Genomic DNA, 17,380 nt, shown 5'->3' with positions numbered 1-17,380 from the left:
CTGCAACCAACTGATCAAAATGAGCATGCTCACGACGCGGGTCTCACGTTCTGGTTGACGCGGAACAGGTTGCCGGGATCGTATCTGGCCTTGATCGCTGCCAACCTGGCGTAGTTGTCGCGGTAGGTGGCCTGCACCCGCTCCTGCCCCTCGTCCATCATGAAATTCACATAGGCCCCACCTGCCGAATAGGGATGCAGTGCGTCCCAGTACCCCTTGCACCAATTGGTGATGCGCTCGCGCTGGCCAGGGTCGGGGTCAACGCCCACGATGACGGCCGCCCACTTCGAATCGCGGTAGGCGAACGGCGTTTCCTTGCGCCCCATGCGATGCACGGCAGCGTCGATCGGATACAGGTGCATCGTGGAATGCATGGTCGGCAGTTTCGAACCATGTTCCACATGCAGTGCAATGGCCTCTTCCGGCAGGTCGTTGACGAAGTCGGCCCGCCAATACCACTGCAGGCCGGGCGGGTATAACGCATCAAAGGCGGTTTGCAACATCGGATAAGGCATGGCCCCTACGCCGTACAGCGCGGGCTGTTGCGCTCGAACTGGCGCGAATGCCGCTTCCGCCGCTGCAGGGTCGCCCGTGTAGCACCACACAACGCCGCACATCTTCTGCAGATGCAGCGCGGGCGGGAACGGTGGTGCCGGCGGCACCGTAAGAAAAGCGAAGAAGCCGTTGAGTTCGGGCGGTGCCTTCGGCAGGAAGTCGCGATACCAGCGCAGAACGTCGGCGGCTTTATCAAGCGGCCACAGCGTGGGACCCGCAACCACGTTGCTCACCGCATGCAGGCGGAACTCGAATGAGGTTACGACACCGAAGTTGCCGCCGCCGCCACGCACCGCCCAAAACAGATCGTCATTGGCATGCGCATTGGCAGTGACGAAGCTGCCGTCGGCCAGCACGATATCGACCGACAGCAGATTGTCGATCGTCAGGCCAAAGCGCCGTGCCAGATGACCGATCCCTCCCCCCAGGGTTAGCCCACCAACCCCGGTGGTGCTGATGATGCCTGCCGGCGTTGCGAGACCGAATGCGTGCGTCGCATGATCGACGTCTCCCCATGTGCAGCCGCCTTCAGCGCGCACCGTGTGGGCGACAGGATCGACACGAATGCCGCGCAGACGGGCCAGATCGATCACCAAACCGTCGTCACACACGCCCAGACCGCCGCCATTGTGAGCGCCACCGCGCACGGCCAGCAGCAAGCCGTTGTTGCGCGCGAAGTTGACTGACGCAATCACGTCGGCTACGTCTGAACACTGCGCGATGAAGCGCGGCCGCTTGTCGATCATCGCGTTGTAGACACGGCGTGCCGCGTCGTAATGCGGATCGTCCGGTTCGACGAGCGGCCCCCGCAATTGCGCACGGAAGGCCTGCACCGTAGTGTCTTCGAGCATGTTGATCTCCTAGGCAAGCGTGGCCGGACCGATCTGGCTGTGTCCGCAGAGCGGAAAATCAGGCGCGGGGAATGGTGATGGAAGTCTAGAAGTGGGACTTCGTCCGTTCCATCCGCTGCCTTGATCATTTTTGTGTGGCGGTCGGTCTGCCCCGGGATAGTCAATACTGACTATTTGTTTTGCCCCATCTTCGGCCTTCAATAAAACGCAATGGCGGCATGGCCCGTCGATGCGTCAGGAGGGAAGACAAATGCCGCTGTTTCTCATCGAACGCCAGTTTGCGGAGCAATTGGAGATCGGCGCCGCAAGCGTTGCGAACATCCAGCACATCAATGCAGATGTTGGTGTGAACTGGGTCTTCTCTTTCCTCTCGGCCGACCGCAAGAAAACCTATTGTCTTTACGAAGCCCCAAGCGCGGATGCCATCCGACAGGCGGCACACCTGGCAAGCCTGCCTGCTGACGTCGTGATCGAGGTGACCCAAGTGCGTCCGGAGAGCTTCGTGTGACGTTCTGCAACCATGCATTGCGCTCGCTGCCACCGATTGTGCCGACCCGACGCGAGGTTTTGCGACGGCTGCGGCATGCCGCTACCGGCTGAATCTGCAGCGCTAAGCGACAGCACCCGCAACACCGCCAGTGCGCCAGCGATGACGCACTTCGTTGGCCGCGAGCGTGAGCTCGAGGTACTGGGCCGCCTGCTGGCGCGAGCGCAAGACGGCAGGGGCGGCATCGCGGCGTTGGCTGGGGAACCCGGCATCGGCAAAACGAGCACCGCCGAAATTGTTGCCCAACAGGCCGAGCAACACGGCATGCAAGTGCTCTGGGGCCGCTGTAACGAGGAGCCCGGCGCACCACCCTACTGGCCTTGGCAACAACTGGTGCGGAGCTGGATTGCCTCGCACGACGAAGACAGCGTCCACCAAGCATTGGCCTGCGGGGTAGCGCCGCTCGCGGAAATCGTGCCCGACCTTGCCGATCGGCTGCCCGATCCGGTGCGTGATCGCGCAGTTGCCACGCCAGGTACCGAAGTCGCGCAGGCGCGCTTCCGGCTGTTCGACGCCGTAAACACCTTCTGGCAGCGCGCGGCACAACAACATCCGCTGCTGCTCATCCTCGACAACCTGCACTGGGCCGACGCGTCGTCCCTGCGCCTGCTCGAATTTCTTGCCCCCGACCTGTGCAGCAATCGCATTCTGCTCCTCGTGACGTACCGTGATGTCGAGCTATCGAGACAGCACCCGCTGTCGGCCACGCTGGGCGAACTGGCGCGCCAACCACGCTTCGAACGGTTGCGCCTGAGGGGGCTGACCCATGCGGAAACAGCGCACATGATGGAACTGGCTGGTGATACGACCGTCGCCCCCGCACTGGTCGATGCGGTCCATTCGCAAACGGAAGGCAACCCCTTGTTCGTGGGTGAAATGACCCGTCTGCTGGCGCAGGAAAATTCGTCCGCCAGCACGGGCTACGTACTGCGCATTCCGGAGGGCATCAAGGAGGTCATCGGGCGCCGCTTGAGTCGCCTGTCCACGAACGCGAATAAGGTGCTTACCGCAGCGGCGGTCATCGGCCGCGCATTCGAATTCCGTCTGCTGACCGCGCTGGCCGGCGATGTCGACGAAGAGATCTGCAGCGCAGCCATCGACGAAGCGCTGCAGGCTCGCGTGGTCGAGGCCTTGCGCGACCCCGGCCACTATCACTTTGCCCACGCATTGTTTCGCGAGACCCTCTACGACGAGATTCCCATCCCCCGGCGCAGCCGGCTCCATCTGAAGCTGGCGCGTGCCATCGAGATGATCCACGGCGACGACCCCGAGCCGCATCTGCCTGCGCTGGCCTATCACCACTGGGCCGCCCTGCCCGGAGGGGACGCCGCACTCGCGGTGGATTACGCGCAACGTGCGGCACGGCGTGCCGACCGCCAGCTCGCGCACGAAGAATCGGCACGCTACTGCCAGATGGCACTGCAGGCCATGGACGCTGGCAGTGGCCTGGCGCGCGAGACACGCTGCGGCCTGCTCAATGCGCTAGGTGCCGCGCACAGCCATGCCGGTGATTGGCTCCAGGCCATGCAGACGTTCAAGGAGGCGGCTCGCTTGAGCGCGGAGTACGGCAACGCAAGGGAACTCGCCCACGCCGCGCTTGGCTTCGAAACCGCGAGTTGGGCGCCAGGACTGCCCGGCGGCCCCGCAGCCGAACTCCTGCGCGAGGCCCTCGCTGCCCAGGGCAGCGACGAGCCCGTGATGAGCGCCCGCCTGTTGAGCGCCCTGGCGCGCGCTCTCATCTTCAGCGGCGAGGAGGCACAAGCAAACCGGGTGCATGAGCAGGCCATCGCAGTGGCACGCCGGGCCGGAGACCCCGCAACACTGGCCGACACCCTGGTTGCGACCGTGTCGCTGCGCTGGCAACAGGAGCACATTGCCGAGCGCATCGCCGCCTCGGATGAAGCCTACGAACTGGCCCGGCAGGCCGGCGACCGCACGCTGATGTGTGCAACACGTGCGTGGCGCTTCTTCGATGACTTTGAACTCGGCGACATGGCAGCCTGGCGAGCAAATCTTGAGGAATACGAGCGCGGTGGAGAGACGCTGCGCCAGCCCTTCATCCATTACACCGCCAGCATGTCGCGTGCTATGCATGCGCTGTTCGAAGGGCGCTTTGCCGATGCAGAGCGCTTGATCCCCAACGCTTACGAGATCGCGCGGCGCATGCCCGGCATGGATGCCGCCGGCGTCTACGGTGTCCAGATGTTCATGCTGCGCCGCGAACAGGGCCGGCTGCACGAGGTGGCGCCTCTGGTCGAACATTTCGTTGAGCACACCAGCGCGATGAACATCTGGCAGCCGGGCATCGCCTTGATGCACGCAGAGCTTGGTCAGTTGGAGGCAGCACGCAAGACGTTTGACACGCTGGCCAACGCCGACTTCCTCACGATCGCGCGCGATGGTGTCTGGGTAGCCAATCTCACGTATCTGGCCATCGTGTGCCATGCGCTTGGCGACGCCGCCAGGGCGGCGACGCTGTACCAACTACTTGCCCCGTTCAGTAGGCGCAACCTGGTGTTCGGCACCGCGATCGCCTCGTTCGGCGCAGCTGACGCAATCCTGGGTGCATTGGCCACAACGATGGGCAACTGGCAGCAAGCGCAGCAACATTTTCAGGCCGCCCTGGAGATGAACGAACGCCAAGGTGCAAGGCCGGCCCTCGCGCGCACGCGGCTGGACTTTGCGCAGATGCTCTTACGCCGCGGCGAGCCGAGCGATCTCGATCGCGCCGATGCCTTGTTGAGCGCCGCAGAAGACGAAGCGGCAACGCTCGGGATGGCCAGCTTGCTGGCGCGCATCGAGTCCGCCAGAGCGTCGGTCAAGACTGCTCCGGTCGAGCACTATCCTGCGGGGTTGAGCCGACGCGAGGCCCAGGTGCTCCGCCTGGTTGCGCAGGGCAAGGGCAACCGCCAGATTGCCCTTGAGCTGTTCGTCAGCCCCAACACAGTCGCAAACCACGTCAGCAGCATCCTGAGCAAGACGCACAGCGCCAACCGGGCGGAGGCGGCAGCGTTTGCCATCCGCCATGCGCTGCTGTGAGTTCAACGACGTTGCAGCAGACCGTCAGACGATGGGCAACTGCCTCACCGGCTTGCCCGTCAACTGCGCCACGGCGTGGGCTACTGCCGGCGCAATTGGCGGCACACCCACCTCGCCCATACCGCTGGGTTCTGCCGTGCTCGGCACGATGTGCGTTTCAATGACGGGCGCCTCGGCCATCTTGAGCGCCGGGTAGTCCGTGAAGTTCGACTGCACGACCTGGCCGTCCTTGATGTCGATCCGGCCATATAGCGCCGCCGTCAGGCCAAAGATGACCGCGCTTTCCATCTGCTGCGCAACGATGCCCGGGTTGACCACCGTGCCGCAATCGACCGCGCAGACGACGCGATGCACGCGCGGCTTGCCGTCCTTCATCGACACCTCGACCACCTGCGCGACCACGGAGCCGAAGCTCGGATGCAGCGCAATGCCGCGCGCGCGTGGGGCACCGTCGGCCGCCGGGGCGAGCGGTTGCCCCCAGCCGGCTGCCTGTGCGGCTGTATCCAGCACCTTCAGCTCACGCGGATGGGCCTTCAGCAAATCACGCCGCATCGCCAGCGGGTCAAGCTTGGCAGCGGCCGCCACGTCGTTGAGAAAGCCCTCCATGAAGAACCCGTTATACGAGTGGCCAACGCTGCGCCAGAACCCCACGGGAATCGGCAGATCGACTGCCAGGTGCGCGACGTGCTCGTGCTCGATTTCGTACGGCAAGTCGAACAAGCCTTCAGCGGTGTAGCGGTCGATACCCGCCGACGGCGCACCGAAGAGACGATCAAGCTCGCCCGCCAGAATCGATTGGCCGGCGCTGCGCGACGCGATCGCTGTGACCTTGCCGTTCTCGACACGCGCCTTGAGCCGGGCGATGGCTTGCGGGCGATAGAAGTCGTGGCGAACGTCCTCTTCGCGCGACCAGATGACCTGCACGGGCTTGCCATCGGTCTTGGTGGCGATGGTGACGGCTTGGCCGATGAAATCCGATTCCAACCGCCGCCCGAAGCCGCCGCCGATGAGCGGGATGTCGATATGCACCTTGTCGCCGCTCACACCTGCCGCGCGTGCCGCCACGAGCTGCGCCAGCGTGGCGACCTGCGTGGGCGCCCAGAGATGCACGCCGTCCTGCGTGACTTGCGCGGTGCAGTTGATCGGCTCCATCGTGGTATGCGCAAGATACGGCGCTGTGTATTCGGCCTCGACGAGGGTAGCTCCATCGGCCTTGTCGAAGGCTTTCAGGCCATCGCCCATGGATCGATACGTGAAGCCACCCTTGTCGCTATCGAGCGCGCTGACGAGCTGCTGCCGAATGCCTGCCGAATCGAGCTTGGCATGCGGGCCGTTGTCCCACACGGGCTCGATCGTTGCCAGCGCCTGACGCGCCTGCCAGTAGTGATCGGCCACCACCGCCACGCCGGGTGCGCCGCCGGCAGTGCCCTCAAACGGCACCACGTAACGCACGCCCGGCATGCCAAGCGCCGCTTTCGATTGAAACGTCTTGAGCTTGCCGCCAAACACGGGGCACATCACGACGGCGGCATACAGCATGCCGGGCAGACGCGTGTCGATGGAGAAGCGCGCACTGCCATCCGTCTTCGCAGCAAGATCGTTGCGCGGCGCCGGCTTGCCGATCAACTGGTATTGCGAAGCCGGCTTGAGCGTGACGTTGGACGGCGCCGAAATACCACGCGCCGACTTGGCCATCTCGCCAAACGTGGATTGCTTGCCGCCGGGGCCAATCAACTGGCCGTCGCGGATGCTGACCTCCGCGGCCGACACGTTCCATTCGCGCGCTGCGGCTTGCACCAGTGCTGCACGCGCTGTGGCGGCAGCCTCGCGCACGGGCTGCCAGCCATCGGCGGTGCTGCTGCTACCGCCGGTAATGATGAGACCGATCTCGCGCGCACTCTTGGCCATGATCCAGTGCAGCGCGCGAGCCCAGGTCTTGTCGGCGCTATCAGGATGCAGCGGCAGCGAGCTGTCGCCCATGGCCACGACGTTGCCGTAGATGCGCTCCACGGGCGAGCTTTCGATGCTCACGCGCGAGAGCGGAATGTCCAGCTCTTCCGCCGCCAGCATCGACAGCGCGGTGTGGATGCCCTGCCCCATCTCCACACGCGGCATGGCGAGCACGACGTTGCCTTCGGGCGTGATCTTGATCCAGCCGTTCAGCGCAATCTCACCGTTGTGCTCGGGGAAGATGCTCGCGTCGCCCACGCGGCTGCGCGGTGGCATCACGCCCCAACCCACCACCAGTGCGCCTCCAATGCCAAGCGCGCCGAGCAGGAAACGGCGGCGTCCGCTACGCGGTTTCGTTGATTTCGCGTTCATGCGCGGCCCTCCCGCAACGCCTTGGCAGCGCGCTTGATGGCAGCGCGCATGCGCGGATACGTGCCGCAGCGGCAGATGTTGGTCATGGCTGCATCGATGTCGGCATCGCTCGGATCGGGGTGTTGGGCCAGCAAGTCCGCCGCGGCCATCAGCATGCCGGATTGGCAGTAACCGCACTGGGGCACCTGTTCGTCTATCCAGGCTTGTTGCAGTGCGTGGCGTTTGCCCTCGCCGCCGGCAAGTCCCTCGATGGTGGTGATGTGCTTGCCGGCCACAGCCGCCACAGGCAGCACGCAGGACCGCACGGCCGCGCCGTCCACGTGCACCGTGCATGCGCCGCACGCCGCAATGCCGCAGCCGAACTTCGTACCGGTCAGATTCAAATGATCACGCAGCACCCACAGCAGGGGCGTGGCCGGGTCGCAATCAACGCTGACCGGTTTGTGGTTGACGTCCAAATCCATGGGGCGGTGGTCTCCTTGGCTCTTGTGATTTTTTTGCTAGCCAAGCGTACGTTCAAACGGCTGATGTCAGCAATAGTGGTCCACCTCGACATGGCAACCGCCCGGAATGCAAAAAGGCCCGAGCACTTGCGCGCTCGGGCCTTGGATTCCTGGCGGAGAGAGGGGGATTCGAACCCCCGATAGGTTATTAACCTATACACGCTTTCCAGGCGTGCGACTTAAACCGCTCATCCATCTCTCCGAAGCCCGCGATTGTAGCACACCGTACGGGCTCGCCAAGGTCCGCTCAAACAAAAGGCCCGGTCTCCCGACAAGGCCTTTTGTACCCCACCGCCGACACGTCTTGCGCGGTCGGCATCCCCTCGCGTAACTCAATGCAGCGTGGCTTGCGTCTCGCTCGTCAGCAGGGTCTGCGTAATCTGATCGCGAATCGACTGCGCTTTCAGCAGCAGGCGCAGGGCAATATCGGCACCGCGGCTATTGGCTACGTGCTCGATAAACGCCGTGCGTGCGCGCTCATTCAATGTGGCAACGTGCGCGGCTTCTGACCACACCCGCCACGCGGCGGGCTGACCGGCAAACTGCTCGCGGCGGCGGAGCAGGTCCGAGTCGATGGCAGCGGCAATTTCGACGTCTTGAATGGTGCGATTCATGATGGCCCCCTTGCTGTCTGTGCTGTTGTTGCGCTCTTCGTGTGGCGCCCTGTGCCGGGCGCGCAGCCTGAATACGCAACGTCCATGCCAACACCACTGAGCCGGTCAATGCGCGCTTTTTGCATGCACGCATTGTCGTTTTGATCTGTTTGAAACACCCTGTTGATGCGGCTTCGCGGGCAGCATCCCTCCATTGGTGGGGTGCGGATTCCTCATATGAAAACGGCTGCATCAGGCCCCTCGTTACGCGGAACGTTACGTAACGCCGGTAGCGTTCCGAGCCCAGAAACACATACCACACCGCCGTACAGCGCCATCTGCGGGTGTCGTGCCGTGGGCATGCTTGGTGCTTTATCCGTGCGCCCAAGCCCGCTGGCGCGCGATCGGTCGTGTCACCCACCCCTCTTCTGCGCCGGCCTCTTCGCTTGCTCCGCTTCCGAACCAGAAGCGATCGGCCGCGTGCCGCCACCCTCGGCGCGCCGGCCATCCCCCACACACAACAAAAGCATTCAAGAGGAGACACCCCATGCAAATGGGCAACCCACGCGTGCGGCGCAACCGCATGCTGATGTCGGCGCTGCTGTGCGCGGCGCTTTCGCTGTCGGGCTGCGGCGGCGGTGACGGCTCGACCGTCGCCAACAGCATCCCCGCAGATTCAAACACCATGCAGCCAACACAGCCGGTGCAGCCGGCCGCAGTCAACTGGACCACGCTCGGTACGCGTGCCACACCGGCGCAACCGGGAACGTCCATCAAGAGCAACGCGGGCGCGAAGTGGGTCGACTACAACCCGCCCGTGCTCTACGCGGGCGTCGCGCGGCAGCCCACGCAGTACATCACCATGCCCGACGGTACCAAGCTTGCTGCCTACGTGACACTGCCGGCTGACGCATCAGGTAAAGCCGCGACGGGCACCTTTCCGACGGTGCTCGTGCAAACCTCGTACAACGGCGGCAACGCGCAATACGAAGCCTCGATTGGCGCAGCGCTGGGCGCGGCCGATCCGTACATCGTTCAGCACGGCTATGCGACCGTGGTGGTGGACGTGCGCGGCACCGGCCAGTCGCAGGGTGCGTGGGATGCCTTTGGCGCCGATGAGCAAAGCGACTACGGCCACGTGGTCGACTGGGTGACGCAGCAATCGTGGAGCAACGGTGCCATCGGCCTTTACGGCGTGTCGTACCTCGGCATCACAACGGTGATCACGGCGGCGCAGAACCATCCGGCGGTCAAGGCGGCCTTCCCCATCGTGCCGATTGGTGATGGCTACCGCGACATCGTCTTCACGGGTGGGCAGACGAATCTCACGTTCATACCGGCGTGGTTCGGTCTGGTGTCAGTGCTGAGCCTGACCGATCCGACGCTGGTGACAGACCCGACCATCGGTTTGCCGGCCGTGCTGCAGCACCTAGTGTCTGCGGTCACGACGTTCCAGCTGCCAATCATGGTCCAGGCGCTGCTCGGCACAACCGCCACTGCCTATGACGGCGCGTTCTGGGCGACGCGCTCGCCGCTGGAAAACGACGGGAAGATCAATGTGCCGACCTTCGTGGTGGGCGGCCTGCACGATCTTTTCCAGCGCAGTGAACCGCTCACGTACGAGAGCATCAAGACGCAGGCACCGGCCAAGCTGCTGATCGGCCCGTGGACGCACCTGCAGGCCGCTTTGGGCAGCGGGTTGCCGGTCGATGGCGTGCCGCCGCTGAACCACATTCAGTTGCAATGGTTTGATCAGTACGTCAAAGGCATGAACGTGGGCGCCGATGCGCTTCCCAACGTCACGCAATATGTGACCGGCTTCGGCCACTACGCCACTGCTACAGACTGGCCGCATCCGCAGGTGCAGGCTCAGCAGCTCTTCCTGCGTGGCGACAAGAGCCTGTCGGCCACCGCGCCGGCCGCCAACGAGGCGCCCAACATGGTCGCGCAGCAGCCGCTGAACGGTGCGTGCTCGATCAGCCTGTCGCAATGGACGGCCGGCTTGACGGGTTTCCTCCCGCTACCGTGCCAGACCGACGACACCATCGCTGAAGCCGCCGATGTGAAGTTCGAGACGCCACCCATGCCGGCGGATGTCTACCTCAACGGGCCGATTGAGGCGGATGTTTGGATCTCGACCACCGCGCTGGACGCCGGCGTCTCGGTACGCATTGACGACGTGGACGCTGCGGGGAACGTCACGCCACTCACTGACGGCCTCCAGACAGCCTCGCTGCGCGCGGTGGACGCGAGCCGTTCGCGCACGATGAATGGCCTGATGATCCAGCCCTGGCATCCGTTCACCCCAAGCTCCGCGCAGGCACTCATGCCCGGTCAGGCTGTGATGATGCCGGTCGAGGTGTTCCCGACGAGTGCGCTCATCGCCAAGGGGCACAAACTGCGGGTGGCCGTGGGCGCCAGCAACTTGCCGCAAGGCGTGCCGCCGCTGCCCTCGCTGCTCAACTCGCTCATCGGTGTGCTGACGGTCTATAGCGATGCAGCCCATCCATCCAAGGTGGTGCTGCCTGTGGTGCCGGCCACGGCGCTGTAGCAAGCGCGCAGTCCTCGGTGATGTAACGGCCCGCTTCGCGGGCCGTTTTCTTTAAATACCAGGCACCACCAAAATATGTAATCCGCCAAATCCATCCGTAAAACTACGCACCGTGAATAGTGTAGTGAAAATATCGATATCTGAATATAAATAACGCAAATAGAGTAGGAGAACGTTGGCACCATTCAGCCCGCATAATCCGTCTCACGATTCGAAACGATGGCACCCCAGGCCTTGCCAGATAAGGTTTCACCGGCAAAACAAAGGCCCCCGATTTGCATTAAGTGAAAACGCTCAGAAAGAATGTTATTCAGGATTTTCTTTTCAATGCCGATAACCCCGTGGAGACCGGGATATCCGACGAAAACAACCGGTCACATCGTGACATAACCTGCCTCTCTCAAGTACGCAGCCCTTGCACATAACTAACGTGGTCGTCGACCGTCTTTCCCTAGCCGCTCCGGTGCGCGACCGCATCTCAATTCAGTCAGCAAACCGGAGGACACAGTGAACCTTTTTCAGATGACCATCAAAGCCAAGCTCAGGGCGGGCTTTGGCGTGTTGGCCGCCATTGTTGTCGTGGTGTCAGGCATGTCGTTGCGGGCACTCTCCGAATCGACGGAAGGGTTCTCGAACTACGTGCACGGCATCAGCGCCCGCGCAGACGTTGCAAACGACGTACGCACGGCGGTGGATCGGCGCGCCATTGCGGCACGCAACCTGGTCCTCGTGGTCACGCAAAAAGACCTGGATCTGGAGAAGGCTGACGTCTTTCGGGCGCACGACGATGTGAAGAGCAAGCTCAAGCAGCTCAACGACATGATTGCGGGCGCCAAGGACGCCAACGACCGCGCCCGTACGCTGGTGGAAGACATCAATCGCGTGGAAGCCCAGTACGGCCCCGTGGCGACCGACATCGTCGGGCTGGCACTTGCCGGCAAACACGACGAAGCCATCCAGAAGATGGACAACGAGTGCCGCCCGCTGCTGGCCGCCCTCATCAAGGCCACCGACGCGTATGCCACGTACACGCACGAGCGCCAGGAACAGCTCGTGCAAGCGTATGAGGCGCAGTACGTCATGCAGCGCAATCTGCTGGCCGGCCTGTCGATCGGCGCGGTGCTGCTGGCCGTGATCGCGGGCATCATCATCACGCGCTCGATCACGCAGCCGATCCGCACCGCTGTGGATGTCGCCCGGACGGTGGCACGCGGTGATCTGAGCAGTCGCATCCAGGTGCAAGGCAAGGACGAGACGAGCCACCTGCTCTCTGCCCTGCGTGACATGAACGGCCGCCTGACGGAGATCGTCGACAAGGTACGCGACAGCAGCACAAGCGTCGCCGGCGCAGCCAAACAGATTGCGGCGGGCAATGCCGACCTGAGCCAGCGCACGGAAGCACAGGCATCGTCGCTGCAAGAAACAGCCGCCAGCATGGAAGAGCTGACTTCCACTGTGAAGCAGAACGCCGACAACGCCCAGCACGCCACCGCGCTGGCCTCTACCGCGTCGGAAGTGGCGCTCAAGGGCAGCACGGTCGTCGGCCAGGTCGTGTCGACCATGCAGGACATCAGCGACCGTTCAAGCAAGATTGCCGACATCACCGGCATCATCGAAGGCATCGCGTTCCAGACCAACATCCTCGCGCTGAATGCCGCCGTGGAAGCCGCACGCGCAGGCGAGCAGGGGCGCGGTTTTGCAGTGGTCGCCAGCGAGGTGCGCAGCCTGGCGCAGCGTTCGTCAACGGCGGCAAAGGAGATCAAAGAACTGATCGCCTCGTCGGTAGAGCGCATTCACGACGGCTCCACGCTGGCGGGCGAAGCCGGCGAGACCATGACGGAGGTCACGCAAGCCGTGGCCCGGGTCACGCACATCATGGAAGAAATTGCCGCCGCATCCGTCGAGCAGAAGCGCGGCATCGAACAGGTCAATCAGGCGATCTCGCAAATGGATGAAGTCACACAGCGCAATGCGGCGCTGGTGGAAGAAGCCGCAGCCGCATCGCAATCGCTGCAGGACCAGGGGCAAGAGCTGAACGCTGCGATGTCCTTCTTCCGCGTCGATCCGCACGCCGCACGCGCCTGATCGGAGCACGGTCACCGTCGTAGTTGTCTTCTCCAAGCTGTCATTGCGCCCGCCGCCGAAAGGCCGCGGGCGTTTTCTCTTTTCTGTCCTGTGTCTTTCGTTAGGCCGTCGTTCGTGACTTCCGCTGCATTGGCGGGCTCGCACGCGCGACGCAAAGTGGACTGGCCCCGTGTGCAACAAGCAACGGGGCAAGCCGGGGCCGTGCACGGCCCAGCCTGCCGACGAAAGCCACCATGCGACACAACAGCCCACACCTGCAACGCGGCTCGCTTTCCATCATCCTGCCGAGCACGCCAGCTAACGACGGGAGGCCCGCATGATCCCGCTCGGCTTCGCGCATTGGCTGCGCCCGCGTGCGGCACCGCAGCCACAACCAATCCCGCCCCTCGTTGAACAACTGCGTGAAGAATGCGAAGCGATGGCCCGCTACGCCCTGCACCACGGCTTGCCGGTCGCGCCGGAACTCATCGCCCAGCTCGGCCCGCTCATCGACAGGCAGATGCCGCCGCAGGCCACACCGCACCACGCGCTGGCCGCCATCCACCGCAAACTTGCGGCCGCCATCGCGCCGGCTACCCCGCAAGCCGTCACGCTGCTCGACGCACAGCATCGCAGCGATCATCCGTTCCCATGGCTCGGTCCTGTGCCGTTGATACGGCTGCTGACCAGCGCTGCGATCGTCTTCCTGATCGCCGTGATTGCCACCGGCATGTCGCCCGACGTGTCGAGCGCAAACATCGACCGGGGTTTCCTGGATTCGGACGGCGCGCCTCTGTTATGGAACACGCTTTTCCTGCTGTTCTGCGCGGGGCTGGGCGCGTCGTTTGCGACATTGTTTCAGGCACATCGCTATGTGGCTGCCGCCACCTACGACCCGAAGTACGACGCCTCCTACTGCGCACGGTTGATCCTCGGCGTGATTGCCGGGTTGATCCTGGTCGAGATGCTGCCGGCGCATCTGTTCGACGGGGGCAGCATGCACAACTTCGGCAAACCGACGCTGGCGATGCTGGGCGGCTTCTCTGCCACCGCTGTGCACCGGCTGCTGCAGCGGCTGGTGGACGCGCTCGAAACGCTCGTACGCGGTGACCGCTCGGCCGATGCCGACGCTGCCATGCAGACCTACCGTGCGCGCGCCGCCAGCGAGCGCACGCAGTGGCAAAGCGAACTCGCAGCCAACCTGATCGATCTGCAACAGTCGTTCGACAGCAACGCCTCACCCGAGGCGATGCGCCAACGCCTGGCCGACTTCACGCGCGCCATGCTCGCCGCCAGCGACCCGCCGGCTTCTGCGCCCCCCTCTGCCTCCAACCGGCCATCCAAGGAGTGACCTCATGCTGTTCCTCTACAACATCCCCGCATGGGCGATGGGCGCGATCATCGTCTTCGCCACGCTGTTCGTAGCATTGGGCGGCTACGCGCTGTTTCGCCGCGTTTTTCCAGTCACGCTCGACGCCGAACAGCGCAACATGACCATCGCCATGATGACGGCCGTCACGACCATCAACTCGCTGCTGGTCGCCTTCTCGGCCATCTCGGTATGGGGTGCGTATCAAGCCGCCGCCGACATCGTCGCCGCCGAAGCTGCGTGCGCCACGGAACTCGCGCGCGATCTCTCGGCGTTCTCGCACCTGAGCGCCACAACCGCGCGAAGCGAGCTGATCACCTATCTGGAGCACGTTGTCCGTGACGAATGGCCGAGCATGCAGCAGCAAGCGCGTCCTGACGCCGACACGGAGGCTGCGTTCAACAACATGTTCGCCACGGCCAACCGCATCACGCCCCGCGACGACCGCGAACGCGTGCTGCTGATCGAAGTGCTCGCCCGCGTCAACGAGATGGTGAAGTACCGGGAGAAACGCCTGCAGAACCTGGAAGCCGCCATGCCCAGCACGCTCTGGGGCGTGATGCTGATCGCCAGCGGCCTTTCGTTGTTGCTGCTCTATGCGCTGCCGGCCACGCGCTTTCACATGGCGCTGGTGGCCGTGTGGGCGACCACGCTGGGCCTGGCGTTCTTTTTTGTGCTGGCCGTGGACCGGCCCTTTGCAGGCGAAGTCAGCGTCAGTGCGGCACCGCTGGAGCGGGCCATCCAGACGTTATCGAACGACAAGCCGCAGGCGCATCCCTTGCCCGACTGAGCGCGCCGCCTCGCCGCGCTGCCCCACTCGTGTTGTGGGCTGGCGGGAGAGGTCAGCCCCAGGGCCGGAGCCCCCACGCTTCGGTCCTGCCCTTTGCCGGCTCGTCGGGAGCCGGCTTTTTTACTGCGGATCGCGAATATAGCCGACGAGTTTGTCGATCACCGGCCGGTTCGGCTTGGTCACGAGGCTCACGACAATCGCGGCGACAAAACCGGCCGGTACGCCGAACGCACCGGAGGCGATTGGGTCGACGCCAAACCACGGCTGGCCAAGCACGCCCGTCATGCGGGTGAAGAACGGGTAGTTGGCGATGATGTAGTACACGCTCACGGCCAGCCCCGTCAGCATGCCCGCGATGGCACCGGCACGATTGGTGCGCTTCCAGAACACGGCCAGCACCAATACCGGAAAGAAGCACGACGCCGCCAACGAGAAAGCCGCCCCAACCAGGAAGAGGATGTTGCCCGGCTTCAATGACGTCACATAAGCCGCCAGCAGCGCCACGCCCAGCAGCACCACCTTGGCGCTCGTCACGCGCCGCTGGTGGCTGGCCGTGTTGTCGATCATGTGGAAGTACACATCGTGCGACAGCGCGTTGGCGATGGTCAGCAGCAGGCCATCGGCAGTCGACAGCGCCGCCGCCAACGCGCCCGCCGCAATCAACCCGGACAACACGTACGGCAGCCCCGCAATCTCGGGCGCGGCCAGCACAACCATGTCCGGCTGCATCATCACCTCCGCCCACTGCACGATGCCGTCGCCGTTGATGTCATGCAGTGCAAACACGGGCGGGTCGACCTTGCGCCACGGCACGATCCACTGAGGCAGGTCGGCAAACGGCGCCCCTACCAGGTGCTGCAGCAGATCAAGCTTGACGAGCGCCGCCAGCGCCGGCGCCGACACATACAGCAGCGCCACGAAAACCAGCGTCCAACTCACGGAATTGCGCGTCTCGCGCACCGACGGTGTGGTGTGAAAGCGCGTGAGGATGTGCGGCAGGCTGGCCGTGCCGACCATGAGGCAAAACACCAGGAGCACAAAGTTCAGCCGCTCGGTGCCGCGCTCGTTTTGCGACGCCGACGGAAATGGCTCAATGGATGGCGGCGCCATGCGGCTGCGTGCCAGGGCGTCTTCGCGCTGCTGATTCCAGAGGATCGACGCGGTGGCCGCATCTGGAGGAAATTCTTCGCGCTGGCGCTCCAGTGCCTTGATCTCGCGCAGCGGCGCATTGCGTTCGCGTGCAAGCTTGAGCTGCGTGTTCAGTGTTTCCCGCGCATGCTCGAACGACTGCGGCAGTTGCGAAATGCGTTCCTGCAGCGCCTGCGCCTCGCTCAGGAACTGGTCGCGCACGTGCTGCTCTGCAGGGTCGTGCGCGATGCGCTGTTCCTCTTTCTCGATCTGCAGCAGCAGGCGGCCCGTCGAAAGCTGCGGCACCGGGTCGTGATACCGATGCCAACCGATGATCGACACCACGCCCAGGAACGACACGATCATGATGATGTACTGCGCCACCTGGGTCCAGGTCACGGCACGCATGCCGCCCAGGAACGAACACACCAGAATGCCCGCCAGCCCGAAGAACACACCCACCGAAAATTCGACGCCGATAAAGCGCGTAACCACCAGCCCCACACCCTGGATCTGCGCGACGAGGTAGACGAACGAGCACAGCGTCGCGCCCAGCACCGCGATGCCGCGCACGACAGAACTGCCGCCGCGCTCGCCATTGCCGTAGCGATTGGCCAGGAAATCCGGCACCGTGTAGCCACCGAACTTGCGCAGGTACGGCGCCAGGAGGAAAGCGACGAGGCAGTAGCCGCCCGTCCAGCCCATCACGTAAGCGAGGCCCTCGTAGCCCGAAGCGAACACGATGCCCGCCAGGCCGATGAACGAGGCGGCGCTCATCCAGTCAGCCGCCGTGGCCATGCCGTTGAAGAACGCCGGCACGCGGCGCCCTGCCACGTAATACTCGGTCAGATCCGCCGTGCGGCAGATCAGCCCGATGCACGCATAGATGGCAATCGTGACGAACAGGAACACATAGCCCAGCCACACGCCCGCGCCGCGCACGCGCTCGATCGCGCCCATCATCACGATGAAGAGCAGCAGCCCTACGGTATAGAGCCCGTAATACAGAAACAGCCGCTTGCGAAAGCGGCTGTCTTGTTGGGTGTCGGCGGCCAAGATTGGCGACCA

At 64.1% G+C, this 17,380-nt stretch carries 11 protein-coding genes and 1 tRNA gene; 6 read left to right on the top strand and 6 right to left on the bottom strand.

The annotated features are described in order from the left end of the window. Nucleotides 1-29: 29 nt before the first annotated feature. Nucleotides 30-1,406, bottom strand: a complete 1,377-nt coding sequence (locus BG83_RS27580) for an FAD-binding oxidoreductase (protein ID WP_037031545.1) — start codon at nt 1,404-1,406, stop codon at nt 30-32. A 250-nt stretch (nt 1,407-1,656) separates the two neighbouring features. On the opposite strand from BG83_RS27580, the gene BG83_RS0103380 reads away from it, so the two are divergent. Next, complete coding sequence (locus BG83_RS0103380) at nt 1,657-1,914, top strand: DUF4242 domain-containing protein (protein WP_024975397.1); 258 nt, start codon at nt 1,657-1,659, stop codon at nt 1,912-1,914. 75 nt (nt 1,915-1,989) lie between these two features. Then, nucleotides 1,990-4,992 carry an ATP-binding protein gene (locus BG83_RS0103375; protein ID WP_160169387.1) on the top strand — a complete coding sequence of 1,001 codons (3,003 nt, stop codon included), beginning with the start codon at nt 1,990-1,992 and terminating at the stop codon, nt 4,990-4,992. A gap of 24 nt (nt 4,993-5,016) precedes the next feature. Here the strand turns inward: BG83_RS0103375 and BG83_RS0103370 are convergent, their stop codons facing one another. From BG83_RS0103370 to BG83_RS0103355, 4 genes are all read right to left on the bottom strand, one after another. Then, on the bottom strand, nt 5,017-7,314 hold the full coding sequence (locus BG83_RS0103370) for a xanthine dehydrogenase family protein molybdopterin-binding subunit (RefSeq protein ID WP_024975395.1): 2,298 nt from the start codon (nt 7,312-7,314) through the stop codon (nt 5,017-5,019). Continuing rightward, nucleotides 7,311-7,778, bottom strand: a complete 468-nt coding sequence (locus tag BG83_RS0103365) for a (2Fe-2S)-binding protein (RefSeq protein WP_024975394.1) — start codon at nt 7,776-7,778, stop codon at nt 7,311-7,313. Before BG83_RS0103365 ends, BG83_RS0103370 begins: the two co-directional genes overlap by 4 nt. 150 nt (nt 7,779-7,928) lie before the next feature. Continuing rightward, a tRNA-Ser gene (locus BG83_RS0103360) sits at nt 7,929-8,019 on the bottom strand. A 130-nt stretch (nt 8,020-8,149) separates the two neighbouring features. After that, the gene (locus BG83_RS0103355) at nt 8,150-8,431 is read right to left on the bottom strand and encodes a DUF7696 family protein (RefSeq protein WP_024975393.1); all 282 of its coding nucleotides are present in this window, start codon (nt 8,429-8,431) and stop codon (nt 8,150-8,152) included. A gap of 526 nt (nt 8,432-8,957) precedes the next feature. On the opposite strand from BG83_RS0103355, the gene BG83_RS0103350 reads away from it, so the two are divergent. The 4 genes from BG83_RS0103350 to BG83_RS0103335 all read left to right on the top strand — a co-directional run bounded on the left by BG83_RS0103350 (nt 8,958) and on the right by BG83_RS0103335 (nt 15,184). Next, entirely contained in the window at nt 8,958-10,961 is a 2,004-nt protein-coding gene (locus tag BG83_RS0103350; protein WP_024975392.1) for a CocE/NonD family hydrolase, read from the top strand. A 522-nt stretch (nt 10,962-11,483) separates the two neighbouring features. Next, the gene (locus tag BG83_RS0103345; RefSeq protein ID WP_024975391.1) at nt 11,484-13,046 is read left to right on the top strand and encodes a methyl-accepting chemotaxis protein; all 1,563 of its coding nucleotides are present in this window, start codon (nt 11,484-11,486) and stop codon (nt 13,044-13,046) included. Nucleotides 13,047-13,362: 316 nt separating this feature from the next. After that, nucleotides 13,363-14,376, top strand: a complete 1,014-nt coding sequence (locus BG83_RS0103340) for a hypothetical protein (RefSeq protein ID WP_024975390.1) — start codon at nt 13,363-13,365, stop codon at nt 14,374-14,376. A gap of 4 nt (nt 14,377-14,380) precedes the next feature. Then, nucleotides 14,381-15,184 (top strand): DUF4239 domain-containing protein, encoded by an 804-nt coding sequence (locus BG83_RS0103335; RefSeq protein WP_024975389.1) that lies wholly within the window; start codon nt 14,381-14,383, stop codon nt 15,182-15,184. A 120-nt stretch (nt 15,185-15,304) separates the two neighbouring features. Here BG83_RS0103335 and BG83_RS0103330 read toward each other — a convergent pair whose 3' ends face one another. Next, complete coding sequence (locus tag BG83_RS0103330; RefSeq protein WP_024975388.1) at nt 15,305-17,368, bottom strand: sodium:solute symporter family protein; 2,064 nt, start codon at nt 17,366-17,368, stop codon at nt 15,305-15,307. Between the last annotated feature and the right edge of the window lie 12 nt (nt 17,369-17,380).

This window comes from Ralstonia pickettii (genome assembly GCF_000607165.1).
In the GTDB taxonomy this organism is placed as follows: domain Bacteria; phylum Pseudomonadota; class Gammaproteobacteria; order Burkholderiales; family Burkholderiaceae; genus Ralstonia; species Ralstonia holmesii.
This window is presented reverse-complemented; position numbering and strand designations above follow the sequence as displayed.